Annotated in this window: 26 protein-coding genes and 1 pseudogene; 17 read left to right on the forward strand and 10 right to left on the reverse strand. The window is 61.2% G+C overall.

The features are described 5' to 3' along the window. Positions 1–68: 68 nt before the first annotated feature. Positions 69–752 (reverse strand): helix-turn-helix domain-containing protein, encoded by a 684-nt coding sequence (locus FHT69_RS15340; RefSeq protein WP_063475681.1) that lies wholly within the window; start codon positions 750–752, stop codon positions 69–71. Positions 753–833: 81 nt separating this feature from the next. Next, positions 834–1793: a GlxA family transcriptional regulator gene (locus tag FHT69_RS15345; RefSeq protein ID WP_183905571.1), complete on the reverse strand. Its 960-nt coding sequence runs from the start codon at positions 1791–1793 to the stop codon at positions 834–836. An 86-nt stretch (positions 1794–1879) separates the two neighbouring features. Between FHT69_RS15345 and FHT69_RS15350 the strand changes: the two genes are divergently transcribed. Genes FHT69_RS15350 through FHT69_RS15365 form a run of 4 tightly spaced genes read left to right on the forward strand, consistent with a single transcriptional unit; the run spans position 1880 to position 6916 of the window. Further along, positions 1880–3130 (forward strand): sarcosine oxidase subunit beta family protein, encoded by a 1251-nt coding sequence (locus FHT69_RS15350; protein WP_183905572.1) that lies wholly within the window; start codon positions 1880–1882, stop codon positions 3128–3130. Between the two features lie 12 nt (positions 3131–3142). After that, positions 3143–3424, forward strand: a complete 282-nt coding sequence (locus FHT69_RS15355; protein WP_183905573.1) for a sarcosine oxidase subunit delta — start codon at positions 3143–3145, stop codon at positions 3422–3424. Then, complete coding sequence (locus tag FHT69_RS15360; RefSeq protein WP_183905574.1) at positions 3421–6375, forward strand: sarcosine oxidase subunit alpha family protein; 2955 nt, start codon at positions 3421–3423, stop codon at positions 6373–6375. Before FHT69_RS15355 ends, FHT69_RS15360 begins: the two co-directional genes overlap by 4 nt. Next, positions 6368–6916 (forward strand): sarcosine oxidase subunit gamma, encoded by a 549-nt coding sequence (locus FHT69_RS15365; protein ID WP_183905575.1) that lies wholly within the window; start codon positions 6368–6370, stop codon positions 6914–6916. The genes FHT69_RS15360 and FHT69_RS15365 overlap by 8 nt, the downstream gene beginning before the upstream one ends. 19 nt (positions 6917–6935) lie before the next feature. Here FHT69_RS15365 and FHT69_RS15370 read toward each other — a convergent pair whose 3' ends face one another. After that, on the reverse strand, positions 6936–8255 hold the full coding sequence (locus FHT69_RS15370; RefSeq protein WP_245433198.1) for a CpaF family protein: 1320 nt from the start codon (positions 8253–8255) through the stop codon (positions 6936–6938). A 469-nt stretch (positions 8256–8724) separates the two neighbouring features. Here FHT69_RS15370 and FHT69_RS15375 point away from each other — a divergent pair, with 469 nt between their 5' ends. The 11 genes from FHT69_RS15375 to FHT69_RS15425 are packed head-to-tail and all read left to right on the forward strand — an operon-like array spanning position 8725 to position 19036. Then, positions 8725–8928: a hypothetical protein gene (locus tag FHT69_RS15375; protein WP_047611854.1), complete on the forward strand. Its 204-nt coding sequence runs from the start codon at positions 8725–8727 to the stop codon at positions 8926–8928. Positions 8929–8941: 13 nt separating this feature from the next. Further along, positions 8942–9505: a prepilin peptidase gene (locus FHT69_RS15380; RefSeq protein ID WP_047611856.1), complete on the forward strand. Its 564-nt coding sequence runs from the start codon at positions 8942–8944 to the stop codon at positions 9503–9505. Between the two features lie 5 nt (positions 9506–9510). Then, entirely contained in the window at positions 9511–10308 is a 798-nt protein-coding gene (locus tag FHT69_RS15385; protein ID WP_183905576.1) for a TadE/TadG family type IV pilus assembly protein, read from the forward strand. Then, a complete protein-coding gene (locus tag FHT69_RS15390; protein WP_183905577.1) occupies positions 10305–11948 on the forward strand; it encodes a TadE/TadG family type IV pilus assembly protein in 1644 nt (547 codons plus the stop codon). The genes FHT69_RS15385 and FHT69_RS15390 overlap by 4 nt, the downstream gene beginning before the upstream one ends. Beyond that, positions 11920–12600, forward strand: a complete 681-nt coding sequence (locus FHT69_RS15395; protein WP_183905578.1) for a TadE/TadG family type IV pilus assembly protein — start codon at positions 11920–11922, stop codon at positions 12598–12600. The genes FHT69_RS15390 and FHT69_RS15395 overlap by 29 nt, the downstream gene beginning before the upstream one ends. A 1-nt stretch (position 12601) precedes the next feature. Further along, positions 12602–13528 (forward strand): hypothetical protein, encoded by a 927-nt coding sequence (locus FHT69_RS15400; protein ID WP_183905579.1) that lies wholly within the window; start codon positions 12602–12604, stop codon positions 13526–13528. Then, on the forward strand, positions 13525–14463 hold the full coding sequence (locus FHT69_RS15405) for a Flp pilus assembly protein CpaB (RefSeq protein WP_063475693.1): 939 nt from the start codon (positions 13525–13527) through the stop codon (positions 14461–14463). Before FHT69_RS15400 ends, FHT69_RS15405 begins: the two co-directional genes overlap by 4 nt. A gap of 20 nt (positions 14464–14483) precedes the next feature. Next, a complete protein-coding gene (locus FHT69_RS15410; protein ID WP_029868317.1) occupies positions 14484–16382 on the forward strand; it encodes an ATPase, T2SS/T4P/T4SS family in 1899 nt (632 codons plus the stop codon). Positions 16383–16392: 10 nt separating this feature from the next. Next, entirely contained in the window at positions 16393–17256 is an 864-nt protein-coding gene (locus tag FHT69_RS15415) for a type II secretion system F family protein (protein WP_029868316.1), read from the forward strand. Next, entirely contained in the window at positions 17253–18158 is a 906-nt protein-coding gene (locus tag FHT69_RS15420; RefSeq protein ID WP_097542631.1) for a type II secretion system F family protein, read from the forward strand. Before FHT69_RS15415 ends, FHT69_RS15420 begins: the two co-directional genes overlap by 4 nt. Before the next feature lie 2 nt (positions 18159–18160). Beyond that, positions 18161–19036 carry an FHA domain-containing protein gene (locus tag FHT69_RS15425; protein ID WP_183905580.1) on the forward strand — a complete coding sequence of 292 codons (876 nt, stop codon included), beginning with the start codon at positions 18161–18163 and terminating at the stop codon, positions 19034–19036. A gap of 48 nt (positions 19037–19084) precedes the next feature. On the opposite strand, the gene FHT69_RS15430 is transcribed toward FHT69_RS15425, so the two are convergent. Next, entirely contained in the window at positions 19085–19483 is a 399-nt protein-coding gene (locus FHT69_RS15430; protein ID WP_183902929.1) for a RidA family protein, read from the reverse strand. Between the two features lie 151 nt (positions 19484–19634). On the opposite strand from FHT69_RS15430, the gene FHT69_RS15435 reads away from it, so the two are divergent. Next, positions 19635–20228 (forward strand): TetR/AcrR family transcriptional regulator, encoded by a 594-nt coding sequence (locus tag FHT69_RS15435; RefSeq protein WP_183902928.1) that lies wholly within the window; start codon positions 19635–19637, stop codon positions 20226–20228. Between the two features lie 57 nt (positions 20229–20285). On the opposite strand, the gene FHT69_RS15440 is transcribed toward FHT69_RS15435, so the two are convergent. The 3 genes from FHT69_RS15440 to FHT69_RS15450 all read right to left on the reverse strand — a co-directional run bounded on the left by FHT69_RS15440 (position 20286) and on the right by FHT69_RS15450 (position 24152). Beyond that, the gene (locus FHT69_RS15440) at positions 20286–21377 is read right to left on the reverse strand and encodes an acyltransferase family protein (RefSeq protein WP_183902927.1); all 1092 of its coding nucleotides are present in this window, start codon (positions 21375–21377) and stop codon (positions 20286–20288) included. A 155-nt stretch (positions 21378–21532) separates the two neighbouring features. Continuing rightward, entirely contained in the window at positions 21533–23047 is a 1515-nt protein-coding gene (locus tag FHT69_RS15445) for a lipopolysaccharide biosynthesis protein (RefSeq protein ID WP_028758729.1), read from the reverse strand. Between the two features lie 19 nt (positions 23048–23066). After that, positions 23067–24152 (reverse strand): polysaccharide pyruvyl transferase family protein, encoded by a 1086-nt coding sequence (locus FHT69_RS15450; protein ID WP_183905581.1) that lies wholly within the window; start codon positions 24150–24152, stop codon positions 23067–23069. 256 nt (positions 24153–24408) lie between these two features. Between FHT69_RS15450 and FHT69_RS15455 the strand changes: the two are divergent. Continuing rightward, a pseudogene (locus FHT69_RS15455) lies at positions 24409–24531 on the forward strand (TetR/AcrR family transcriptional regulator); the annotation flags it as partial. Between the two features lie 6 nt (positions 24532–24537). On the opposite strand, the gene FHT69_RS15460 reads toward FHT69_RS15455, so the two are convergent. The 3 genes from FHT69_RS15460 to FHT69_RS15470 all read right to left on the reverse strand — a co-directional run bounded on the left by FHT69_RS15460 (position 24538) and on the right by FHT69_RS15470 (position 26429). Beyond that, the gene (locus FHT69_RS15460; RefSeq protein WP_246780728.1) at positions 24538–24918 is read right to left on the reverse strand and encodes a GNAT family N-acetyltransferase; all 381 of its coding nucleotides are present in this window, start codon (positions 24916–24918) and stop codon (positions 24538–24540) included. 169 nt (positions 24919–25087) lie between these two features. Then, positions 25088–25564: an NUDIX hydrolase gene (locus FHT69_RS15465; protein WP_029733135.1), complete on the reverse strand. Its 477-nt coding sequence runs from the start codon at positions 25562–25564 to the stop codon at positions 25088–25090. A gap of 259 nt (positions 25565–25823) precedes the next feature. After that, on the reverse strand, positions 25824–26429 hold the full coding sequence (locus tag FHT69_RS15470; protein WP_063475696.1) for a LysE family translocator: 606 nt from the start codon (positions 26427–26429) through the stop codon (positions 25824–25826). Positions 26430–26465 lie beyond the last annotated feature (36 nt).

The following is a 26465-nucleotide window of genomic DNA, read 5'->3' on the forward strand; positions in this document are numbered from 1 at the left end:
TGAGAAAGGACTAGCAGGTCTACATCGGGACATCAACTGGGAGGAATAAACTTTTCTTCTAAGGCAAGTCAGCTCTTGGAGTTCTGCTGGGGATAACTGATGATCGAGAGGTACTTGCTCGGCAGCTTCATCAACTGCTCCGGCCCATGGGGCGCGTCGGCGTCGAAGAACAGGCTGTCGCCCGGCTGCATCTGGAAAAGCTGGTCGCCGTGGCGATAGATCACCTCGCCTTCGAGCATGTAGAGAAACTCCATGCCCTCGTGCTGGAAGGTCGGGAAAATATCGGAATCGGCGGTCAGCGTGATCAGATAGGGCTCGACGATGACGCCGCTGGTATTGTTGTCGATATGGCCGAGCAGATTATACTGGTGGCCGGCGCGTGTGCCGCGCCGCTCGAGCTCGATGCCCTGCCCCGCCTTGACGAAGACGGCATTGCGCGGTTCCTCGAAGCGGCGAAAAAAGGCGGTCAGCGGCACGCCGAGCGCCCGCGACAGCGATTGCAGCGTCGTCAGCGACGGCGAGATGTTGCCGTTCTCGATCTTCGACAGCATGCCGAGCGAAATGCCGGTCGCGGCCGCCAGATCGGTGACCGTGATGCCGAGTTTCTTGCGGTAGGCACGGACCTCGTGGCCGATCGCCATTTCGAGGTTGTTCTCCTTCGGCTCCCGGACGGCGTGCGGATCCTGGGAAAAGGGTGCGCGTCCACTATGCGCCTGTTCCGGTTGCTCTGCAGCTTCACGCTTGGATTTCATGGATTTTCCACCGCCGCCTTCTCTTTTGATCTGAAGGCAACCCTATCGCCATAGTGAAAATTCCTCAACCGTGAAGAAAACCTATTCCCGCCGCGCCGCGCGCGGAGCGATGCCGTAGACGGCGCGGAACATCCGGGAAAAATGGCTCAGGCTGGAAAAACCGGTGGCGACCGCGATTTCCGAGACCGAAAGCGGGCTCTGTTTCAGCAGGCGATGGGCATGCTGCAGCCTGATCCTGCGATATTGATCGAGGAAGGTGGTGCCGAGATAGGCGGCAAAGAGCCGGTCGAGGTGGCGTGCGGTGACGCCGGCAATGCGCGCCATGGCGGCACGTTCGAGCGGCATCTCGATCGTCTCCTCCATCCGTTCGAGAACACTGAGCAGGCCGGGATGATGGACGCCGTAACGTTCGGCCAGCGAGGCGCGCTGCGGGGCTGCCGGCTCGTTGACCTCGGTATGAAGGTACCAGTCGCTGACCCGGCGGGCGAAATCCGGTCCCATGCGCTCGGCGATCAGCACATGCATCATGTCGAGGGGCGCGATGCCGCCGCCGCAGGTGATCCGGTTGCCGTCGATCATGAAGCGCGCCTGGCGCGGCGTGAGGTCCGGGAAGGCTTCGAGAAGGGCGGCTGCATGCTCCCAGTGGATGGTGAAGTCGCGGCCGCCCAGCAATCCGGCGGCGGCCATCAGATAGGGGCCGCCCGAGATGCCGCCGATCCGCACACCTTCGCGCGACAGCTGCCGCAAACAGGCAAGCACACCGGGATATCGCCAGTCGCGCGGTGACCCGCCGGCGCAGACAAAGGCTGTTCCAAGTCCCGAGCCTCTGACCGGCAGAGGTTCGGCGGGAACGCTGGTGCCCGAGGAGGAAAGCGCCGCTGCACCATCCGGCGAGAAGATCCGCAGCCGATAGATCTCGCGCCCGGCCAGAAGATTTGCCGCCCTGAGCGGCTCTGTGGCCGAGGCATAGGACATCAGCGCAAATCCCGGGATGAGGATGAAGCCGATTGTCTGGACATTTCTGCTATCAAGTAAGGACATGTCTCTTTCTTAGCGATTTATGTCCTTATTGTGCAAGTGCACGCGTCTCTTTCTGGCATCATGCTTCTGTTCTTTCCGGGTGACCCATGCGCTATTCCGCTCTTTCGATTTTTCTGCACGGCCTTCGCGGCAACAAGGGCTGGGCGCCTGCCTGGCGCGATCCGGCGCCGAAGCCGCATTACGACGTCATCATCGTTGGCGGCGGCGGCCATGGTCTTGCCACCGCCTATTATCTCGCCAAGGAGTTCGGCGTCACCAATGTCGCCGTCCTCGAAAAGGGCTATCTCGGCTCCGGCAATATCGGCAGGAACACGACGATCATCCGCTCGAACTACCTGCTATCAGGCAACAACCCCTTCTACGAGTTGTCGATGAAGCTCTGGGAAGGGCTGGAGCAGGACTTCAACTTCAACGCCATGGTCTCGCAGCGCGGCGTGCTCAACCTCTTCCATTCCGATGCGCAGCGTGACGCCTATACGCGCCGCGGCAACGCCATGCGGCTGCACGGCGTCGACGCCGAGCTTCTCGACCGGCAGGCGGTGCGTCGGAAATTGCCCTTCCTCGATTTCGACAATGCCCGTTTCCCCATTATGGGCGGCCTGTTCCACCCGCGCGGCGGCACGGTGCGTCACGATGCGGTCGCCTGGGGTTATGCGCGCGGCGCAGACAGCCGCGGCGTCGACATCATCACCCAGTGCGAGGTGACCGGCATCCGCCGCGAAAATGGTCAGGTGACCGGCGTCGAGACCAGCAAGGGCTTCATCGGCTGCGGCAAGCTGGCGCTCGCAGCCGCCGGCAACTCCACCGTCGTCGCCGATATGGCCGGCCTGCGGCTGCCGATTGAAAGCCATGTGCTGCAGGCCTTCGTCTCCGAAGGCCTGAAACCCTTCATCGACACGGTCGTCACCTTCGGCGCCGGGCATTTCTATGTCTCCCAGTCCGATAAGGGCGGCCTCGTCTTCGGCGGCGATATCGACGGCTATAATTCCTATGCCCAGCGCGGCAATCTCGCTTCGGTCGAACATGTCGCCGAGGCCGGGCTGGCGATGATCCCGTCGCTTTCGCGCGTGCGCTATCTGCGCTCCTGGGGCGGCGTCATGGATATGAGCATGGACGGCTCGCCGATCATCGACCGCACCCATATCGACAATCTCTACCTCAATACCGGCTGGTGTTACGGCGGCTTCAAGGCGACACCCGCCTCCGGCTTCTGCTACGCCCATCTGATCGCCAGCAACACGCCGCATCAGACCGCCCGCGCCTTCCGGCTCGACCGCTTCGCGCGCGGCTATCCGATCGACGAAAAGGGCGTCGGCGCCCAGCCCAATCTGCACTAAGGACATTCGACCATGGCAAGCCTGATTTCATGTCCCCATTGCGGTGCCCGGCCCAAGGAGGAATTTTCGATCCGCGGCGATGCCAGCCTTGCCAGGCCGGCGCCGGATGCCGGCGCGGATGCCTGGTTCGACTATGTCTATCTCCGTGACAATCCGCGGGGCCGGCACAGCGAATACTGGCACCACGCCTCCGGATGCCGCCGCTGGCTGATCGTCGAACGCGACACCGTCACCCACGCGGTCCACCGCGTCAGGGATGCCGCGCTCTCCAAGCTCGGCGGAGAACCGGCATGACGAGTTTCCGTCTTTCCTCCGGCGGCCGGATCGACCGCGCCACAACGCTCGGCTTCACCTTCGACGGCAGGCCGCTCGAAGGCCATCCGGGCGACACACTCGCCTCGGCGCTGCTTGCCAACGGCGTCCAGCTCGTCGGCCGCAGCTTCAAATATCACCGCCCGCGCGGCATTCTGACGGCGGGGGCCGCCGAACCGAACGCGCTGGTGACGACAGGCAGCGGCGGGCGTACCGAACCGAATACACGCGCGACGATGATCGAGCTTTATCAGGGGTTGACGGCAAAGAGCCAGAACCGCTGGCCCTCGCTCGGCTTCGATATCGGCGCGGTCAACGGGCTGCTGTCGCCCTTCCTCAGCGCCGGCTTCTATTACAAGACCTTCATGTGGCCGGCGGCCCTCTGGGAAAAGCTCTACGAGCCGGTGATCCGCAAGGCGGCGGGCCTCGGCAGGGCCTCCTACGAAGCCGATCCCGATGGCTACGAGAAATGCTGGGCGCATTGCGATCTGTTGGTGATCGGCGCCGGCCCTGCCGGTCTTGCCGCAGCGCTGACCGCCGGCCGGGCCGGCGCACGCGTCATCCTCGCCGACGAAGGTCCCGAACTCGGCGGCAGCCTGCTTTCCGAGACCGGCACCGTCGACGGCAAGCCGGCGGGCACTGTTCTCAACGAGCTGCTTGCCGAGCTGGAGGGCCTGGAGAACGTGCGCCGCCTGCCGCGCATGACGGTGTTCGGCTGGTACGACGACAATGTTTTCGGCGCCGTCGAACGGGTGCAGAAACATGTGGCGATGCCCGATCCGGATCGTCCCGTCGAACGCTTGTGGCGCATCGTCGCCCGCCAGGCGATCCTAGCGACAGGCGCCGAAGAGCGGCCGCTTGTCTTCGGCGGCAACGATATTCCCGGTGTGATGATGGCAGGCGCCATGCGCAGCTATCTCAACCGGCAGGCGGTGGCGCCGGGCCAAAGCACGGTGATCTTCACCACCAACGATACCGGATATGACACCGCCGCCGACCTCGAAGCCGCCGGCCTTCGAGTTGCGGCGATCATCGACAGCCGCGCCGATGGCGGCAAGAGCTGGCAGAGCCGTGCCGAGGTTCTGCGGGGCGCCCGGGTGATCGATGCGTTCGGCGGCAAGCGCCTGCACGGCGTCAGCGTCGAAACCGCAGGCGGCATTCGCCGGATCGACGCGGATGCGCTCGCGATGTCGGGTGGCTGGAGCCCGGTCATTCATCTTGCCTGCCATCGCGGCGGCAAGCCGCGATGGTCGGAGGAGACTTCGGCGTTTCTGGCGCCGACTACACAGGAAGGCCTCGCGGTTGCGGGCGCCGCAGCCGGCCTTGCGCAGACCACAGCCTGCCTCGGCGATGGCGCCGCAAAGGCCGCCGCCGCATTGCAGGCAATCGGCCTCGCCGCGGAACCGGCCTTTGCTTCCGCCACCGAGACGGCTCAGCACGCAAAGCCGCTCTGGTCGGTCAAAGGCTCAAAGGGCAAGGCTTTCGTCGACTATCAGAACGACGTGCATCTCAAGGACCTTGGGCTGGCCGTGCGCGAAGGCTACGGCCATGTCGAGCTCGCCAAGCGTTATACCACCAGCGGCATGGCGACCGACCAGGGTAAGCTTTCCAATATCAACGCCATCGGCATTCTCGCCGAGGCGCGTGGCGTGTCGCCCGCCGAGGTGGGAACGACGACCTTCCGGCCCTTCTATACGCCGGTCTCCTTCGGCGCTTTGACCGGGGCATCGCGCGGCAAACATTTCCAGCCGGCGCGCAAATCGCCGCTGCATGGCTGGGCTGAGAAAAACGGCGCGGTCTTCGTCGAAACCGGCCTCTGGTATCGTTCTTCCTGGTTCCCGCGCGTGGGCGAAACGACGTGGCGCGAAAGCGTCGACCGCGAAGTATTGAACATCCGCAAAAATGCCGGCCTCTGCGACGTCTCGACCCTCGGCAAGATCGAAATATCAGGCAAGGATGCGGCTGCCTTCCTCGATCGCATCTATTGCAACGGCTTCGCCAAGCTTGCCGTCGGCAAGGCGCGTTATGGCATCATGCTGCGCGAGGATGGCTTCATCTATGACGACGGCACCACCAGCCGCTTCAGCGACGATCATTTCTTCATGACGACGACGACCGCACTTGCCGCCGGCGTTCTGACCCATCTCGAATTCTGCGCCCAGACGCTCTGGCCGGAGCTCGACGTCTGCTTCGCCTCCTCCACCGATCAATGGGCGCAGATGGCCGTTGCCGGGCCGAAGTCGCGCGCCATCCTCTCCGAGATCGTCGATGAGGATCTGTCGGATGCGGCCTTCCCCTTCATGAGCGCCCGCAAGGTCTCGCTCTTCGGCGGCGGGCTCGAAGGCCGGCTCTTCCGGATCTCCTTCTCCGGCGAACTCGCCTACGAGCTGGCAGTACCGGCCGGCTACGGCGAAGGCGTTGCCGACGCGATCATGGCAGCCGGTGAGAAACATGGCATCTGCGCCTATGGCGCCGAAGCGCTCGGCGTCATGCGTATCGAGAAAGGCCACGTCACCCATGCCGAGATCAACGGCACGGTCACCCCAGGCGATCTCGGTTTCGGCCGCATGGTTTCATCAACCAAGCCGGATTTCATCGGCAAGGCCATGCTTGCCCGCGACGGCCTGCAGGATCCCGAGCGGCCACGCCTCGTCGGCGTCAAACCGCTCAATCCGGCGACCGGCTTCCGCACCGGCTCGCATATTCTCGCCGATAGCGTTGCGGCGACGCTCGAAAACGATCAGGGCTACGTCACATCGAGCGCCTTTTCGCCGGGGCTCGGCCATACGATCGGCCTGGCGCTCGTCAAGCGCGGGCCGGAGCGCGTCGGTGAAAAGGTGACGGTCTGGAACGGCCTGCGCAACGAATTCACCGATGCGGTGCTCTGCCATCCCGTCTTCATCGATCCCGAAAACGAGAAGCTCCATGCCTGATCTTCCGCAACACAAACCGGTTCTGGCCGGAACGGTTTATAGTGGTATCTCGGAGGCAGGCATCCGGCTGCAAGCCTTACCGGAAGGCCATCTCCTGCATGTGCTCGGTGCGATCGAGCCATCCACGCTCGCTGCGGAATTGGCAAAGGCAGGCTTGGCCAAAAGTTCGATCCGCAAGGCGGGCTTCCGCCAATGGTTCGTCGCCGGCGACGAGCCGCTCACCCCGGCCAGCCTCGATGTTCTCGCCGCAGCGCTTGCCGGAAAAGCTTACGTCATGGACCAAAGCCACGGCCGTGTGCGCATCGGCATTTCCGGCCGTTCTTCGCGGGCGCTTCTCTCGAAAGGCACCGCCGTCGATCTCGATCCTTCCGTCTTCCCGGAAGGCCATGCGGCCATGACGATGATCGGTCATCTCTCCGTGCAGATCGTCCGCACCGGCGACGACCGCTTCGAACTCACCGTTCTGCGCAGTTTTGCCGAAAGCCTCTGGGACGAGCTTAGGCATATGGCGGTGAGTGCCGAAAAGGATGATGCCTCGTAACGGTGCGTGGCGGTCGTTTTCAAGCCGTTTGCCGCGTGGCGGCTTCGGCCGTCATCCACTCTGAGCGCTCGGCGCCTTGCAGTTCTTCCAGCGCATCGGTGGCAAAGCTCGGCACGACGCCGGTCCATAGCAATGCGCCGTCGGAATTGGAGTGGCCGTCGCCCTCGAGCTTGTAGATGCTTTCGACGATATACTGGCCGTCATTGTTCAGGCCCTTGATCTCGGAAATCTCGATCACCCGGCGTCTTCCGGTGCGCTTGAAGCGGGCGATCTGCACGACGACGTCGACCGCCGAGGCGATCTGGGCGCGCAACGGCCGGAGCGGCATGTCGATATCCGACATCAGCGCCAGCGTTTCCAGCCGGTGCAGGGCATCGTAGGGCGTGTTCGCATGCACTGTCGAAAGGCTGCCGCTGTGCCCCGAAGTCATTGCTTGGATCATATCGAGGGCCTCGCCGCCGCGGCATTCGCCGACGATGATGCGATCGGGCCGCATGCGCAGCGACGAGCGGAACAGGTCGCGGATGCTGGCGCCGCCGCGGCCGAAACGGTCAGGCTTCGTCACTTCGAGATAGACCACGTGCTCCTTGCGGATCTGCAGTTCCGACGTGTCCTCGATGACGATGATGCGTTCGTGGTCGGCAAAGGCTTCCGACAGCGCGTTCAGCATCGTCGTCTTGCCGGTGCCGGTGCCGCCGGAGATGATGACGTTCTTCTGCAGCCCGACGGCGGCCTGCAGCAGCGACAGCGACTCCTCGGTCAGGCTGCCCTGTGTGACGAGATCGCGGATGCTGCGATGTTCTTTCAGAAAGCGGCGGATGGAGATGCAGAGCCCGGTGCGGGCCGCCGGCGGCTGGATCATCTGGACGCGTGAACCATCCGGCAGGCGGGCCTCCACGCTCGGCTCCTCCGGCGTCAGCCGCTTGCCGGAGAATTGCGCGATGCTGCGCGCGGCCGATTCCAGGTCCTCGCGACTGGCGAAACGCGTATCGGCGCGTTCGAGCTTGCCTCGCCTTTCGACGAAGATGTCGGATGTCCCGTTGATCAGGATTTCGGAAACGCTCGGATCCTCGAGGAGAAAACGGATCGGCCCGAGCAGCTTGTCCAGCGCCCGGGTCAGAACCTGGAAGGTTGCCTGTTCGGCAGCGTCGTCGGAAACGGCTTTCATCAGAGCGGCATCCCGACCAGAACCGTGCTCATGCCGAAGAGTGTCGCCATCATCTGAACGGCGGTCGGAAAGAACATCATCAGTGGAATGAGGACCAATCCAAGTATCAAGATGCTGCTCATCGTTTCCATCGTTTTCTCTCCGGATCGACTGGCGGACCATGTCCACCATTTGAGGAAAGCTTAATCCAGATCCTCAAATAACACCATGGTTGGGCTCGGCGAAGACGGCCGCTATGAGTGAAGCGCGCCACTTCTTCTATCGCTTTGAAAGAATTGACCAATTATGGAGCAGTAGACGAGGTGCCGCAACAGCGCCAAAAACTTCGTCTCGGCAGGTAAAACCGCAGACGGTTCAAACGGTTAGTTGAAAAACTCTGCCGTCAACTGCGGCTTTGCCGGCGACGTCTCCAAGTCAATTGGAACCCTTCGTTTCGTTTGCTTGACGGAGGGCTGGCCTTGGGCGCACTCTTGGGTCTTAATGGTGTTGCTCAACAAGCGTTGGCCGCTGGGGAAGATAAGCTGAAGCAGAAAATATCATTGGAACGAGCAACGTGCTGGTTCGGATCGATAGCGTATGCTTGCTTCATCTTCGCCAAGGTCTTCGATCCGAAACAAACCTAGGAACGAGGAATACGCAGATGTTTGGAAAACTCAAGACTATCGCAATTGCACTTCACAAGGACGAGCGCGGCGACATGGCCCAGATCGTCCTGGCCGTCGCGTTGATCGTCATTCCGCTGATGCTGCTTTTGCTCGCATTCGGCAAACAGATCGGCGAATGGTTCAACGAAAAGAACACGGCTCTCTCCGACGCTGAGAGAATTCCCGAGCCGGGTCAATAAGCGGATCAGTGTCATGGACATGACCTACGATCTGACCCTGATGCCTGCAGCGGCGGCTCTTGCCGTCGCCTGCACCATGACCGCGGCGGTGCTCGACCATCGCCACGGTCATATCCCGAACGCCGTCACCTATCCCTGCCTGCTTGGCGGGTTCATGCTGGCAGCGCTCAGTGGCGGTCTGACCGGGATCGGCCTGGCCTTTGCCGGGCTCCTCGCAGCCGGCCTGATCTTTTTCATCGCCTTCGCAGCCGGAAGCTGCGGCGGCGGCGATGTCAAGCTGATGGCGGCGCTCGGCGCCATTCTCGGCCTGTGGCCCGCCATCGACGTGACCCTCGCATCGCTTATGATCGGCGGCGTGATCGCCGTTTTCTCGATGGCGCGGCGTGTTCAGTGGAGCGTGCTGGCCCGAACTGTCGGACTGTTTGCGCTGCTCCTGCCCGCCGGTTTCCGCGATGCCGCTTCAGTGCTGAAGCCGCGCGAAACCCATCATACCGTCCGCTTCGGCGTTGCCGCTGCGCTCGGACTTCTCTGGTGCCTTTTCATGCCCGATTTCACCCCTCTCTCACTCGTGAGGTAACGGCAATGCGCGCGGAACTCGAACGCCCCATCTTCGACGGTGCTTTCTGGAGTTCGATCCTGCACTCACGGACCTTCTGGATCCCTGAGGATCACGGCGCGCTCTTCGGCACCTTCGCGATCGCCATGATCTTGCTTGCCTCGATGCTGCTGCTGCCGCGGCTTTCCGCCCGCCGGCGCCGGATATCCGAGCTGCACGGCGATACATCAGGCAGCACGACAATGATGGATTTCGTGCTCGTCACGCCGGTCTTCGTCTTCTTCATGTTCGTGGTCTTCCAGTTCACGATCCTGGCTAAAAACCACCTCTTCACCCATTACGCCGCCTATGCGGCGGCGCGCAGCGCCCGCGTCTATTTCTGCCCGGCCCTGCCGATCACCATCCGAAGCTTGATCGACGCCAAGACTTGTGACGACGATGCCGCCGCCGGCAAGGCCGATCTTGCCGCCCGCCTGGCGCTGATTCCGTCCGCTCCCTACGACCAGTTGAAATGCGTCGGTGCCTGCCAGCCGCCGGAAGACGCACTGAAAAGCCTTGCCGATGCCTCGGGCCTTTCGAAGAACTGGCGCGCCATGCGCAACCAGGCCCGTTATATGTTCGATCCGCAGAACGTCACCGTGACTGTCGACCGTGCGCCGATGGCGCTTTATGCCGCCATCAACCGCTCGCCGCAGGTGCCTGTGACCGCCAAGGTGGAAGCGCGTTTCCTGCTGCTCGAATATGCCGGCTGGGTCTTTGCCCGCGGCCAAAGGAAGGACGGCCGCTACTACACGATTTCGACGGCGGAGGTGAACTTGCTATGACACCGACCTTCATCAAACGTCTGCACCGCGACGAACGCGGCTTCCTCTCGCCGATCATTCTCTACATGACGATCGCGCTCGCTTTGATGATCGTCTGGATCCTGAACACCGGACAGATGATCTACGACAAGCAGCGCACGCAGGATACGGCCGACGCCGCCGCGCTCGTCCATGCCGATTGGGAAGCGCGTTATCTCAACATCATGGCGATGAACAACGTCGCCTCGTCGCAGGCAACCGTCGTCATGGCGACCTCGGTCGCCTTCCAACTTACGACGGCGGAACTGGCCCTGCGCTCGGGTGTCATTCTGGCGAAACTCGCCGAATATTCCTTCACGGAAGGCTTTGGGCCGGCATCCCTGCTGCCGCCGCTTCCGCCGATGCCCTATTGCCCCGGCTGGCAAAAGGTGCCGATCGTCGGCGGCATAATCTACGGCGCTTGCTTGGCGTTCCAGGGATTCCGGGCGACGGAAGCCACCAAGGCGATTGCCTATACGGTGGCGGCGCAAGTCAAATACGATCCCTGGGGTCTTATCAACAAGTCCAGTGACATCATCGATGCGATGAACGATCTGAACGACTACCTCGTCGAAAGCTTTCCGCAGCGCGTCGGCAACGAAGCCCTGCACCTCGTGCGCCTCAACAAGTCGGATCACGTCGTCTTCCATCCCCCGTGCGAATCCTGCGGCCAGGCCGGAGAAGGTGCCGGCGGCAACCTGCCGGTGGACCGTGATGGCGTCAATCCCGCCGCGGCCTATACCGAAATGTGCCTTGCCATGTCCTATGGGACTCAGGGACAGGATCCGCTCCTCATGCGCGGCGAGTTCGCCAATCGTGGCTTCCCCAACGGCAAGGGTCCGCTGACGGCAGGCGGGGTCGACGGCAGCCATATTCGCGACTGGGTCAACCACGAGAGCGGCATCGACGATCAACTGGTGGAATTCTACATCTTTTATGAAGCCTTCGGCCCGGCTTACCTGAGCAAGGTTCCGTTCAAGGCGATTGTCGAGCAATATGCCGGCGACCTCGGCTTTTGGGAAGAATTGGCGCTCGATGTCAGTTTCTGGCTGGCAGACAAGGTCTTCGGCGTCGGCTTCGGCATCACCAACCCCTTCCAGCTGCCGATCGACGTGCCGCCGCGTTATTCGGATGCGCAGACAAAGCCCGAGAACGACTTCACCCGCAAGTTCGACATGATCTGGAACCAGGTCTGCGGCCCGGCGGGCGGTGCGATCTCCGTGGCGGGCGCTAGTCTGCCCGTCGTCTCCTTCCCGAAGCCCTATTGGCTGAAGGGACGCATACCCTTCAACTTCACGCCCTTCGGGGGCGACCAGCTCACCGACTACCAGACGCTGGCGGTCGTTTCGCGCGCACCGCGCGCCCGGCTGCAGGTCCGCATCTTCAAGGACAAGACGCCATCCGCCTATGCCTTGGCGCAGAGCTGGGTCCACAATTACACGGCCTTCGACCTCTATACCCAGGACTGGCTCGCATCGCTGGCTCCCGCCACGCTTGCCGACGATATGGGCGAGGTCTCGAACACCATCAAGCAGAGCCCGGCCGCCGACAGTTTCACCGGCCTGACGCGCGTCTTCGATCAGGGAGGAGCCAATGCCTGGGCTGCCGTCAACACACACTGAGCCAATGGGCGGTCCTCCGGGCCGCGGGCTGCTGATGCGGCTGCACCGCGACAGGCGCGGGCTTGCCTCGATTGAATTCGTGCTCGCCGCGCCGGTCATCCTGCTGATCGTGATTTTCGTGATCCACGCGAACAGGATTTCCACCAAGAAGGTCGGGACCATGCTCGCCATGCGCAACGCCGCCTTCGCCGAGGCGAATGGGCTCACCTGCACCTCCGACTTCTCGAACGTCTTCCCGATCCCCACCTTGCCGGCCCTGCCCGGCCGCGACGCCATGAACTGCTCGCGCACCCCGTCGCATGAAGGCGACGGCGAACCGCAACGCACCTTTGTCTGGGACGACGTGCAAAATGCCCTGAAGAGCGACGGTCGCGACTTCGGCGATATGGTCGGCGACCTCGCCAATGAAAAGCCGCAGCTGGTCACCGCGACCGCCGACCGGGTCTACAAGTTCAGGGATTCCGACGATCTCGATACGATCAGGAGCATCCGCTGGAAGGATGCGTTCACGGTGGATGACTCGACGCTGTTTGCCTCGCACAACAACGATACCACGCGCCGCGGCTACGATCCGACGCTGCGCCGGGAAATCCGCGATGTGGCCGACGATTCCGGCGATCTCTTCGACGGCGTCTTTCCGGGAGCGAAATGAGATGGGACAGGGCTCGCGCATCTCCTTCCGTTTTGCCGGCCATCTCACGAGTTTGGCGCTGGTCATCGGCCTCGCCACCGTGGTGGCCACGCCGGGCCGTGCCGAGATCTACAAGGATTTCAGGGTGACGCTGAATTCGATGTTGGCCGGCATTCTCGGCGCGCCGGAACGTTCGCCACGCGATCTCGTCATCAACGGCCAGCCGCTGGAATTCACGCCCTATCAGAGCGATCGCAGCATTTCCGATATCACCGACGAATGGTTGCGGGTGCTGGCCGTCAATACAAGACCTGCCCTGCCGAAGAGCAATGACAGGCAAGAGCTGACCGCCGTCATCGCCGCCAACATGCTGATCGTCCCGAAGGTAAGCCGCATCCGCGATGACCTCGCCGTGGTGGTGCGCTTCTTCGACGGCGACGGCGAGGCCGCCCTCGATTATCTCAGGCGGCAGGATCCGGCCAATCCTTCGGCAAGAGCGCCGATCCCGGGCGTCTCGATCATGATCCGCCGTCCCGCCGATGCGCCGATGACCGAGGTGCTGATGAGCCACTTCGAGGATGTCGCCTCGACGCTGCCGGCCTTTACGGCGCCTGCCGGTGTCAGCAAGCTGCCGATGTCGCTGCGTCCGCCGGCCGGCGTCGAGGTGCTGAGCGATATCGGCGATCGCGACAAGGGCCACACGTCGCGCACGGTCGTGTCGAAAGGCACGATGTCGGCCTCGCGCTGGTCGGATCAGCGCGCCGATCTTCTTGCTCGCGACGGCTTCACCATCGAGACGCCGCCGGCTGAGCGCGGCGGGGTCACCGCCCTTTACGGCCGGCGCGGCAGCGTCGAGGCCAATGTCTTGTACACCCGCAGCAAAACCGACGGCAGGACCGTCGAGGTCATTCAAATCCGGCAACCCTTCGTCGAAGGAATAACACCATGAACTGGAAGCTCATTGCGGCCGTCATCGTCGGGCTCATCACCGGCGTTCTGCTCTACTTCTGGACCGAGAGCGTCAAGAACGAGCAGGTGGCCTATGCCTTCATGCGGCTCCAGCCAGACCGGAAGGTGACGCGAGGACAGGCGATCACGCCCGACATGCTCGCCGAACCGGTGATGCTGCCGGAAAGTTTCGGCGCGCTTGCCAAACTCGCGGTTCCCGCCGCCAGCGCCTACCAGGAATGGCTGAAGGACAGGACGGCTGCGAGCGACATTCCGGCCGGCTCCGTGCTGCTCTTCCAGTATTTCGACGATACCGATGGCGGACGCCTGACAACGATGATCGCGCCCGGCAAGCGGGCGCTGACCCTTCCCGTCAACGCTGCCGCGGCCGTCGGCCATTTCGTCGAGCCGGGCAGCTATGTCGATATCCTCGGTACAGTCGACGAACCGGTCGAGCCGGTGGCGCCTGCCGCCGCTACTCAGCCCGGAACACCTGGCCAGGCGCCTGCCGTTCCGGGCCAGCAGCCTGCCGCGACCGGGCAACCGCCGGCTCCGGCCCAGCCGCCGTCGCCGGTCGAGCAGATGCTGAAGAACTACCTCACCCAGTATCCGGGCGCCGACGAGAACGATGTCAACGCCTACCGGAAGCAGGCGCAGGATTATAAACTCGGCATCAGCTCACGCACCCGCGTCGTCACCCGCACCTTCCTGCAGAACGTCAAGGTTCTGGCCGTCGGTGCGGCGACGACCCCGGAGGGTGCGGTGACCAAGGCCAACAGCACTTACAACAATGTGACCGTCGAAGTGACGCCGTCGGAAGCCGAGATGCTGATCTTCGCCATGGGCCAGTCGAACGGCAGCCTCAATCTCGTGCTGCGCAATCCGACCGACAATACCGTCGAGGACCTGCCGAGCATCAACTGGACGCGCATGTGACCGTCGCGGGGGAATGAGCCATGCTGTTGAAAATTTCCTATGAGGACGGCAGCGGTCGGGAGGTGATCCCGCTCTCGGCGAATGAGACCTATTTTGTCGGCGAAAGCAGCACGCTGACGCTGCCGGCCGGTGCGGGCGTCGTGCGGTTGCGCGGCAGCCATGTCTCCTCGCCGCAATTCGTGCTGCGGAAATCGGGCCAGGGCTGGTCGGTGCAGCATCATGGGCGCAACCCGACGCGGGTCGACGACCAGCCGCTTCGGGCCGGCACGCCGGTCGCGGTCTCGGCCGGCATGTCGATCTGGGTGCCGAACGTCACGATCGAACTCGTCGAGCCGGTGGCAGCGCCTGAGGCGGTCACGCAGTTTCCGGACCAGGAACGGGTGCTGGCGCTGCAGATGGAGATACATGAGCGACTGCTAAAAGACACGCAGTATGACCGGCTGGTGAAATCTTCCGATTTCGGCCGCGAGGAGACGCGCGGCCGCATCCGCGAGCGTCTCGACATGTTCATCAAGGAGGCGCTCGACAGCGCGCCGCAGGATCTTGTCATCCTCGTCATCAAGAACGCCGTCTATCGATGGCTGGCAAAACGCATCGCCCGGACCGGCCGGCGCGACGCCTCGTCGAATGCCGCAAGCCTGGCGCGCGAGGAACAGGACAACCGCCGTCTTTTCGACGTCGGCAAGGCGCTGATCTCGGCCTTGCAGCTGAAGCTCAACTTCGAATCCACCCGCGCGGACTTCGCCCAGCTCGACACCCGCTTCAGCGCCGCCTTCCAGGCCCGGCAGGCGCTTTTCAATGCCGGCGACCGCTACGAGATCGCCCATATGCACCTGCGCTCCAATATCGAGGAGCTGATGTATCGCTGGGGGACGATCTCGGAGCTGATGGATCTCGACGTCATCTCGGAAATCATGGTGACGCGGTACGACGAGATCTATGTCGAAAAGTTCGGCCTGCTGGAGCGATACCCCTTCGCCTTTGCCAATGAGCGGCAGCTGATGAAGGTGATCGAGCGCATCGCCGTCGATTCCAACCGCTCGATCAACGAAAGCGAGGCGATGGCCGACTTCCGCATGCCGGACGGTTCGCGCGTCAACGCCGTCATTCCGCCGCTGGCGGTCAAGGGCGCCTGCCTGACCATCCGCAAATTTGGCGGCAAGTCGCGGCTCGACATCAGCAAGCTGGTCACCGCAGGTGCGCTCAGCGAGCCGATGCGCGCCTTCCTCGAGGCGGCCGTGCGCGCCCGCAAGAACATCGTCGTCTCGGGCGGCACCGGCTCCGGCAAGACGACGCTGTTGAACAGCCTGTCGCAGTTCATCCCGGTCGGCGAGCGCGTCGTGGCGGTCGAGGACACGTCGGAACTGCAGCTCGACGGCATCCATGTCGTTTACCTGCAATCGCGGCCGAAGACGGCGGAATCCGAGACCAGCGTCACCATCCGCGACCTGGTGCGCAACGCGCTGCGCATGCGGCCCGACCGCATCATCGTCGGCGAGTGCCGCGGTGCCGAGGCAATCGACATGCTGCAGGCGATGAATACCGGCCATGCCGGCTCGATGACGACGGCGCATGCCAATACGCCGCAGGACATGATGACCCGGCTGGAGGTGATGGTGCTGCAGGGCCAGAGCTCGCTGCCTGTGATGGCGATCCGTCAGCAGATCGTCGCCGCCGTCGAGCTCGTCGTGCAGCTCAACCGCCTGGAAAGCGGCCGGCGCGCCGTCACCGAGATATCCGAGGTGATCGGCATCGATCCGGATACCGGCCTTGTCATCGTCGAGCCGATTTTCCATCTCGTCGGCCGCGCCGGCGGCCAGGCAGTGCATGCCTTCACCGGTTACCTGCCGAGCTTCGTCGCCGAGCTCGTCGAGTTCAACGACGACGGCGAAATCGAAAAATTGGACATGTTCGTTTGAGGGGGAAACCATGAATATCAGCATTCTGCAGATCTTTACGGTCGCCCTCGGCGCGGTGACGGCGGGGCTGCTCGTCTGGGGCGCGCCGGTGCGCTGGCCGGCGCCGCTGTTGCGCGCCACCGAACGCGACATCGCGCTCGCCAGCGAGGCGGCCCAGGTCTTCGGGCGCGATGCCGTTCCGCCCTATACGATGATCCTCGCCTACGGCATCACCGCGATCCTCGTCTTCGTGGTGGTCTCGCTGATCTTCGGGCCGATCGCCGGCATAGTCATCGCCATCCCGGTCGCCTTCTTCTTGCCCAAGGCGATCATCCGCTATTTCCTGCAGCGCCGCTGGCTGCAGATCGAATCGCAGCTTCCCTATGCCGTCGACCAGATCGTCTCGGCAGTGCGCACCGGCAAGCCGCTTGCCATCGCCGTCAATGCGGTGGCCGATACCGGCCAGATGCCGGCCTCACGCGAGTTCGAGCGCATCGCCCGCGAACAGAAGCTCGGCATCGGCCTCGTCGAGGCGCTCGACCGCCACGGCCGCAACGTGCCGAGCCTGCACTTCAAGATGGTCGATGCGGCCCTCGGCCTCTTTGCCCGCCAGGGCGGCGACATTTCCGAGCCGCTGACGGAAATGTCGAAATCCTTCAAGGAGATCTGGAAGCTCGACCAGAAGATCACCACCTCGTCGTCGCAGGCGCGCATGAACTTCCGCGTCGTCAATGGCGGCGCGCTGTTCATGATCCTGATGATCTTTTTCGGCCAGCCGGAACTGATCGACAAGGTGTTCGGCAACGCCATCGGCATCGTCATCGCGATCGTCGGCGCCATTCTCTACGCCACCGGCTTCTTCTGGATGCGCTCGATGATGAAGGTGTCGGTATGATGTCTCAAATACCCCTCGCCCCGATCGCCGTCGTCTTTGCCGGCATCACCGCTGCCCTCTTCGTCTGGTGGATTGGCGATCTGCTCGGCAGCATCCAGGTGGTGCGCCGGTCCGCGGGCGGCGATGGCCCGCCGCCGAATATCGTCGACAGCATCGGTATGCGCACGCCTGTCGAATTCGTGCTGACCCATTTCGAGCCGCTGCTGGCCGATTACGGCGCCCAGCTCGAGCAGAAGCTGATCTATGGCGGCCGGCCCTTCGGCGGCGTGACGGGGCGGGAATATATCGCCCTTCTCGTCGTCCTCAGCCTGTTCGGCTTCATCCTGCTCGGCGTGCTGTTCGGCATTGCCAGCGGCAGCGTGATCGGCGGGCTGGTCGCCGGGCTGATCCTCGGCCTGATTCCCGCGATCTATTTCTGGGTCGTCGCCGACGACAAGATGCAGGACCGCAAGGAGCGCATCTCGCGCGAATTTCCCTATTTCCTCGATCTCGTCGTCATGACGCAGCAGGCGCAGGCGACGCTGCCGGAAAGCCTGAGGCTTTATGCCGAGGCCGCACCCGGCACCGTCATGAGCGAGGAGATCGAACAGACGCTGAAGGACGTCGCGCTCGGCACCGGCATGGTCGAGGCCCTGCAGCGGCTGGAGCGCCGCATGACCGCCGAGGAGGTCGTGCGCGTCATCCGTGCGGTGATTCAGGGCGAAGTCGAGGGCAGCAACCGCGTCGAGCTGCTGCGCGAACATGCGCGCGACCTGCGCTTCCGCCGCTGGGAAAAGGCCGACAGGGCCAGTGAAAAGCTGAAAGCCAAGATCGTCATGCCGGCGATGATGATCGTCGTGTCGATCCTTCTTCTGGTGCTGGCGCCGGCAATCGTTGAGATGATGTCGAGTGGGATGTTCTGATCATGGCCTTTTCCTTCTTTCGCGGAAACAAACCAAGCCTGCTGCAGACCGGGCCCGGCGGCCAGAGCCGCAGCCATGTGCTCGACCGGCCGGAAATGTCGATCGGTCGAGCTTCCAACGCCGATATCGTCGTCGACGATCCGTTCCTGGCGCCGATCCATGCGCGCATCGAGCGCCAGAGCGACGGCGGCTTCATCATTCGCCGCATGGGGCTGAACCCGATCATGCTGCGCGGCGAAGCGCTGCTGCAGACGGCCTCGCTGAAAGCCGGTGACAGCTTCCGTCTCGGCAAGGACGTCGAATTCCAGTTCGTCGTCAAAACCGCCGCCAAGGAGGCGCCGAAGAAGGAGTCCTCCAAGGCCGGTGACGACAAGCCGAAGAAGCCGTTGCTCAAGCAGCCGGCCTTCCTCGCCGGCATGGGGGTCGCCTATCTCGCCATCGTCGGCATCATCGGCTACGTCATCCTATCCGACAGCGGCAGCGCGGACGGCGGCCCGACGGCCGAGCGCATCAATGCGGAAGCCGCCCGCATCCCCACATGCATCAAGAATGCCCGGCGCATGCGCCAGGTTTCCGAGCAAAGCTTCAACGGCGCCGTCGGCGGCCGCGTCGGCAGGGATGGCGACGCAACCTATGCCGCCCTTTCGCTGAGCGCCGAACCATCAGACGATGCGGCACTGGCAAAAGCCGCCGAACCGATCGTCGAGGCCTACAAGCGCACGGCGCTTGCCGCCCTTGCCTCGGAAACCCGAGGCAACAACACGCTGGCGCAAAGCCTCTACCAGCAGACCTACGATCTCGTGCCCGACGTCAACTGCTCGGCGGCGCGTTTCGCGCTGCAGCGCCGCGCCGCCACGAAGCCGGTCGCCCGCCGCTGACAGCGGTCCCGCAGCGCTGTTTGCTGACGTTCAAGCCGGGGGACGATATCAAGGACTTGCCGGAATGCGGGCGATGACCTTGATCTCGAAATCGAAACCGGCGAGCCAGTTCACCCCGAGCGCCGTCCAATTCGGATAGGGTAGCTTGCTGAAGATCTCCTGCTTGACCGCCATGATCGTTCCGAACTGGTTCTCCGGGTCGGTGTGGAAGGTGGTGACGTCAACGATGTCATCCAGCGTGCAGCCGGCGGCGCTCAGCGTCGCCTTCAGGTTTTCAAAGGCCAGCCGCACCTGACGTTCGAAATCGGGTTCGGCTGTTCCATCCGAACGGCTGCCGACCTGCCCTGATACAAACAGCAGATCACCGGATCGGATGGCGGCGGAATAGCCGTGCTCCTCGTAAAGAGCGTGCCTTTCGGCAGGAAAGATTGCTTCGCGTTGGGTCATTCTGATCTCTCTTGATGTTGGCAAAGACCGGTGAGCGCGGGGAATGCTTCACAAGCGTGCTCGATTTGATATACGGTACGTATGTGAAATAACTGGCATACGCATCGTATGTCAAGTTAATATACGCTTCGTATGTGAATTGAGGGGTCGAATGGCGAAAACACGCAATGAAACGATGCAGGAAAACCGCGCCAAGCTGATCGCGGCGGCGCGAAAGGCTTTCGCCGAAAAGGGCTACGCTGCAGCGTCGATGGACGAGCTGACGGCTGACGCCGGCCTGACACGCGGCGCGCTTTACCACAACTTCGGAGACAAGCGCGGGCTGCTGGCGGCGGTCGTCGATCAGATCGACACGGAGATGGCGGCGCGCGCTCAACAGATCGGGTCTCGGGCGGGTGACGACTGGCAGGGCCTACTCGCCGAGGGCGCGGCCTATATCGAGATGGCGCTCAATCCGGAAGTCCAGCGCATCGTTCTGCTCGACGGACCAGCGGTGCTGGGTGATCCCTCGCAATGGCCCAGCCAGAACAACTGTCTACAGGTGACCAAGAGCACGGTGGAGCGCCTGACCGCCCAAGGCATCCTCAAGCCGCTCGACGCCGAGGCGGCGGCCCGATTGCTGAGCGGCGCGGCTCTCAATGCCGCTCTCTGGATCGCCGCCAGCGAAAACCCGAAGACCGTGTTGCCGAAGGCGGTCGAGGCCTTTCATGCCTTGGCGGCAGGTCTGCTTTTGGAGCGTTCGTGATCGTCGTGAAAGGTTCTCTCGCCAAACAGAAAGCCCACGGCATAACGGACGCAAAACTTATCGAGCGCGACGAGTCCGTGTGGCCATCGTTTTGTCAACGAGACGAGCGGTCAGATAAGCGAAACACAGGACCACGCTGAGAAATACTAAGAATGCGAGAGGGCCGTTCAATCCAATCGACGCCGCAACCGGCTTGAAGACGCCGATCGCACCGCGGTGCAAGATGTAGACAGGATAGGAAATATAGCCAATCCACGTCGCCAATGTCTCGGCTTTTGCGGGCATCTCCAGAAAGAGGCCGAGCATCACGATGAGCGGGGCCAAGGCCATCGCGAACATCAAGTCGTAGTAAGGCCGCAACACGACAGGAACCGGCGCCGCAATGCAAATCATCAGAAGAAGGCATGGCACAATGGCGACCCAACCCTTCCTCCAGGCGGGCATGCCGCCGAAGAGGCGGCTTATCACCACCCCTGCCGTAAACGAAAACATCACCCTTGGCAGTCCACCGACCGCTGAGGGCCACTCCCAGCCAATATTCAACATGCCGTATTTAAGGCCGACAAAAACCAAACATGCAGCCGAGACCAATGCAACTCCGCAGAGCGCGCGGACGGAGAGCCGAAAAAGCCACAGGGCGAAGACTATATTCACCAGCAGCTCCCAGAACATCGACCATGCCGGGCCGTTGATGGGGAACATTCCTTGCATCGGGTTCGCTTGAAGGAAATACATCGGGCTCGGCAGAAAGAACGTGTTCGCAGTCGTCGACACCAGCAGGTCGATGACACTTTGATTTCTCAGCCCCCAGTTTGTTAGCAGAATGATCTGGACGAGGCCGACCACAATTCCGATGAAATAGAGCGGATAAAGGCGCTTGATGCGGGCCGCCATAAACGACTGGAACAGCAGACCGCGCGAGAGCCGTTTTCCATAAATATCCGCGATAATAAATCCGCTGAGAACGAAGAAAAAATCGACTGCCAGATAGGCCGAAGGCGCATAGCTCTCCCGGAAATGTGTAGCGACAACACAGATAGCGGCAAATCCGCGCATGGCATCGAGCGTGTAGTAACGGCTGCGCTCGGCAATCGAGACTCCTACGTCGTCCATCGCCGATGGCGAATAACCGCGGTCGAGGCTAGTCATCTTATGGATTATCCTATTGCGCGTTGCGTCTGAGGGGCGTTCGGATGCGGTGGATGAGAACGTCACCAAAGCGACGTTCTGATAATTTCAGATGACGGCTTGAGCACCAGATCCCTCAAATCGCGACACAGGTCTATGCGGGTATGGCCTGGAAATCATGCAGGGTTGGCAACCGCACCCCTGTTACTCTTGCGCTGCCGTGCCTGCTTTATACTGCCGATCAAGACATTTAAACGAGCTCTGCACAGAACGAATATCAGACCGCAGTAAGCCATGCCGCCTGCCAGGATTTCCACGGCCAAGCGTGGATACGGGGACCAATGAATGAGCAATTCATGGAGGAGGAAAATGACTGCAACCATTCCTGCAGAGGCCATGGTAGGCCGCAGGAATTGCGCCAGATATGCCGGGATACTCAGCTCTATATGCTGCGAAACCTTCCAGCTGGTGATCGGCCAAAACAACAGAACTTCGATCATGATGGCGAAAACGATTGTCGTGACGCCGTAGGGATAGAGAATTGCGATCGTCAGGAGTGTGAGGAGGTTTCGTGCCAGCTGGTAGTAAAACCACCAATCCATCTCTCCTTGGCTCTTGATCAAGGATGCCTGCACGTAGCCGATCCCGGCCATCAATCCTATGACGCAGTAGAACCGAACCGGCCAAACGGCCGCGATCCAATGTGCACCGAAAATTGTCGTGATCGCATCATCGGCGACGGCAGCAAGGCCTATGAAGACGGGGTAGGAAACCAGAGCGCAGCCAAACGTCGCCATGAGAAATGCTTCTCGCACTTTCTTCGGATCGGCCCGCAATGAAGAAAGCAAGACGTGCGTGACGGATGTTAAGCCCCCGGCGATGACGTTGTTGATCATATCGAACAAACGCTTGGAAAAATTATAGATCCCGAGCGCTGATGGGCTCAAGAGCACCCCGATGAGCAGGTTGTCCAAGCTCATTGTCTGTAAAAACCGAGTGCCGGATGCAAAAAACCCATAGTGAAGGAGCTCGTTGAGGCTTGCTCTTTTCAGGTGAAGCCCGGGCCGCCACCCGGCGCCCCAGAAAGCGGCGCCGCATGATGCCGCTGTGGCCGCGATCTGCGCAATCGCAAGCCCCCACAAGCCGAAACCCGCGAGAACCAAAACAAGGCAAATGCAGGCAGAAGTGATCGTCGCAATCACAGTGCGGACGGCTACCAGATGAAACGACATCTTCCGATTGACAATTGCATTCGGAACGACGGCCGTGAAGTCGAAGAAAACCTTCAATCCCATGATGTAAATCAGGGGTGTGATTTGCTCATGCCCCACATAGGCCGCGATTGGCGAAGCGGCGATGCACAAAGCACCATAGATCAAAAATGAAAAAGCGAGCGAAAGCAGGAATATCGTATCCAGATGGCTGCGCCTGATTTCGGCTTTTTGGATGATCGCTTCGCCAAATGCCGTCGGTCCAAAGCTGCCGGCAAACGACACGATGCTGAAGGCCAGCGCAACAAGGCCGAAATCCTGAGGCTGGAGAACGCGAGACGTCACCACAAAGACTGCGAAGGTCAGGACTGTCGGAATAAGCGTGCTCAGCGCCGACCAGAAAGCACCCGTAACGGCTGCGGCGGATCGGTTCTCACTGACATGGCTGAACAGAATATCGTCGTCTCGTAAAACCGACAAAGTGAACTCCTACCGGGAATCAGACTATGGAGGGTTGAGGTATTAGATCTGGGGCCGGAACAGCGGGACTTGGATGCATGGGTTTACTCGACTTGTACCAAGTTCCTCCCAGCTTATACGGCAGGCGAGACATTGCTGCCAAAAGCTCACCGGCATTTGTCGCCTTCTCCACCAGAGGGCTATCGCCAGTCTGGCTACCGATGACGTCGTGCAGATTGCTTCCGTCCCTCGCAACCGCGATATGCGGCTTATTCAGCAAAAGACAGAGAATATGACCGTGCAGATGGTTGGTGATGATCCGTTGTGCGCCGGAGAGGATCTTCACGCCGTAATCGACATATCGAGCCGCGACATCCTGACGATGCTGGGCGATCATCTCTGTGCGGCTAAAGCCATGCCGCAACGCCGACTTGACGACGCTCGACTTGCGCATGCGCGACAAACTGTTCGGACCGTTGATCCAATTGGTAAGAGGTCCGTCAACGATCGCTCGCGCTTTCGCTATATCGACCTCGTCCTCTCCGAGAGGCTGCATGACATATAATACCCGGAGAGGATCGGCTTCGAACGGTTTCAGCGCTCCCATGCCGAATGCCGTGTCCGGGCCGGCCTCGACATCACAATCGAAGTTGGCTTTCGCCAGCTCGAAACTCTGACGATCGCGCGTCATGCAAAAAAAATTGCGATGCCTTCCGATCGTACGTTTCGCATATTCCTTGAGGGACTCGTTTGCGAAATGGATCGTTTGCGGCATCTGGATGATCGTTCGATCCGGATATTTCCACATCAAACGGTAGCGAACATCATCCCTGCCCGCCTGCGCGTCACCAAGGTCGGCTCCACCGCAAATGAATATTGGAGCGTCACCTGGTGTTGTTTTTATCTCATCTATACTTTGCGTTGCGCTGCCCGTCAGCACCGGCAGGCGCCCCGTTACTTCGCGCAATACTATCGCCAATCCAAGCCAACTCGCGTGATGGCCAGGATCTTTATTTGATGGAAAGTTTATTAAAACGTAAGGCTGTCCCCGGCTTACAAATTTCCTTACTATTTCAATCAACTTTTCTTTTTGTCTTCGTATTACAACTTCGCCGAGGTGATGCATATACTCAACTTGTATTTTCAAAACTCAAACAGCAATTACAACCGCGATTCTGAAGAGTCAATTGGAGGATGAATTACTTTTAGGTCATAGTTAAGTGGGCAAATTGTCTCACTTCTTGGCCACCAGCGATCACGAGGTTCGATCGTCGCGCCTGGGCTTGGCAAATGCCCGTGACGCGGGCGAGCGGCTCCTGAGGAATGGTCGTGGATGACGAAGTGTTGATCAGACGGGACCGTCGAAGATGGAGATCAGGGAGAGCGGCGCGGCTCTCAACGCTGCCCTCTGGGTCGCCGCGAGCGAAAACCCGCAGAGCGCGCAGCCGAAGGCGGTCGAGGCCTTTCATGCCTTGGCGGGAGGCCTGCTTTTGGAGCGTTTGTGATCTAATTCACAGTGATCGTTCGAAAAGAAGCTCATTGTCCTTTTCGCCGACGTGTTCCCAACCAGCCGCGCGATAAAATCTCTCGGCTCGGGTGTTTCGATCGGTGGTGAGCCAAGCGCGTCCGATGCCTGCAGACTTGAGACAGGCACAGGCTTCGGCCAGCAGGATCGAGCCGATCCCGTTTCTTTCAAATCCGGGAACCACAAAAAGCGCCCAAATGTTTCCGTTGCGTGGGTCGGCCGCAGAAAAGCCGACGACCTCGCCGTTCTCTTCCCAAACGGCCACTCCCGGATTGGCTACATACAAATCGTAATCATCATCGGTAACCTTTGTGGGGTCGCTCAACATGTTTTCGACGACTGAGGAACAGACAGCTTTCAGCGCCAAGAGGTCACTCGGAACCGCTTTTCGGAGCATGCAATGATCTCTCGATATGTTGCGAAGGCTTGCACAATGCCTCTTAGCGGCCATCGGTTCAATGACCGCTCTCAGTACAAAGCGGACGCGATCCGCTGACTGCTCTCGGCCCGAAGCGGTCATTGGGCGTCGCAGAAATTTAAATTTTCCGCGACACCTCATGGATGAGAAGATGCCGAATAGGCTCCCGATTCACAAATTCTGCCTCTACATGTTTTAGAACATGGCGCTGCCCTGCGAATGGCACCATTTCCATCGCCTCCGCGAATGATACCCACTGAAATTCGCTGTGTTCGTCGTTGAGAAAAACTGGCTGCTCGGCATCCACAATGCCGACGAAGACGGGCAGCATACTGATGGCATTGCGATCAGCCTCATAGAATTGCTCGCAGATATCTGCGGAATAGAGAAAGTCGCAGATCAGGCCCGTCTCTTCACGGACCTCTCGTAGCGCAGTTTCCCAAGCTTTCTCGCCGTCCTCGATGCCGCCGGCTACCTGGCACCACTCACCAATCAACGTGTGATTTCTGCGTAAAAGCAGCACCTCATGTCGAGCAGTTCTTTTGCGGATGACGACGACCGATACAGCAAAACAACGGATTGGAATTTCGATCATGAGCCTCTCCGCCAAAGTGATCCGCTGGATCTGTCCGTCGGCATAATAGGAAGTTCGGCAACGCGCACAACGTTCGCTATTGGCGCATTCCAGCCGAGGCCGGTCTTCCGCCCTCGGCCCGAAGCGGACGTTCGAAGTCCTCTGACCTTTCGGGGCCGACAAGCCGTTGATGCCAGTCAGCCATCCCCGCACGTTCTCTTATCGCATCGTGGGCTTCCGTCATCGCGTCACTATTCGGGGCTACGCCTTCGAGGCGGCATCATCTGCTGGCGACAAGCACCCCTGCCCCGACCATCAAAGCTCCAGCGCCACGGTTGAGGATGCCGATCTTTTTCGGATCGGTCAGTGCCGTTTTCGCTTTATAGCCGATGAGCACATGTCCTCCGACTACGACCACCTCTATCAGGGCTATGACCGCCAGCAGTTCCACGGTGTCGGGGATGGTCAGTGGCCGGATGCCCAAGACGCCCGGCAGTAGCGCCAGATAGAAAATCGGCATTTTGGGATTGGAGATATTGAGAAGAAAACCCGTAATGAACAGGCGGATCAGGCCGCCCCTCATCACACGAGGTTTGATGTTCGGCTTCGAACGCCACATCGTGACCCCTGTGTAAATCAGGTAGATAGCGCCGACATATTGGATGAAACGCAGATTTTCGTTCATGTATTGAGCAATGGCGTTGAAGCCGATGGCCGAGAAGATGACGAACAGGAAGATGCTAAAAACGACGCCGCCCCCGTAGGCGACGCCCTGCGCCGGGCCGCTGGACACGGTCTTCGACAGGATCGTCAGGTTGTCAGGGCCAGGGCTTGCCGCGAATACGAAGAAGGCCAAGCTAAACGTCAGAACTGTTTGTAGGTCCATCATGCGCTCCTTTGCTCCGTTAACTCGTCGAACTTG

The organism is Rhizobium sp. BK008 (assembly GCF_014197345.1).
Lineage (GTDB): Bacteria > Pseudomonadota > Alphaproteobacteria > Rhizobiales > Rhizobiaceae > Rhizobium > Rhizobium anhuiense.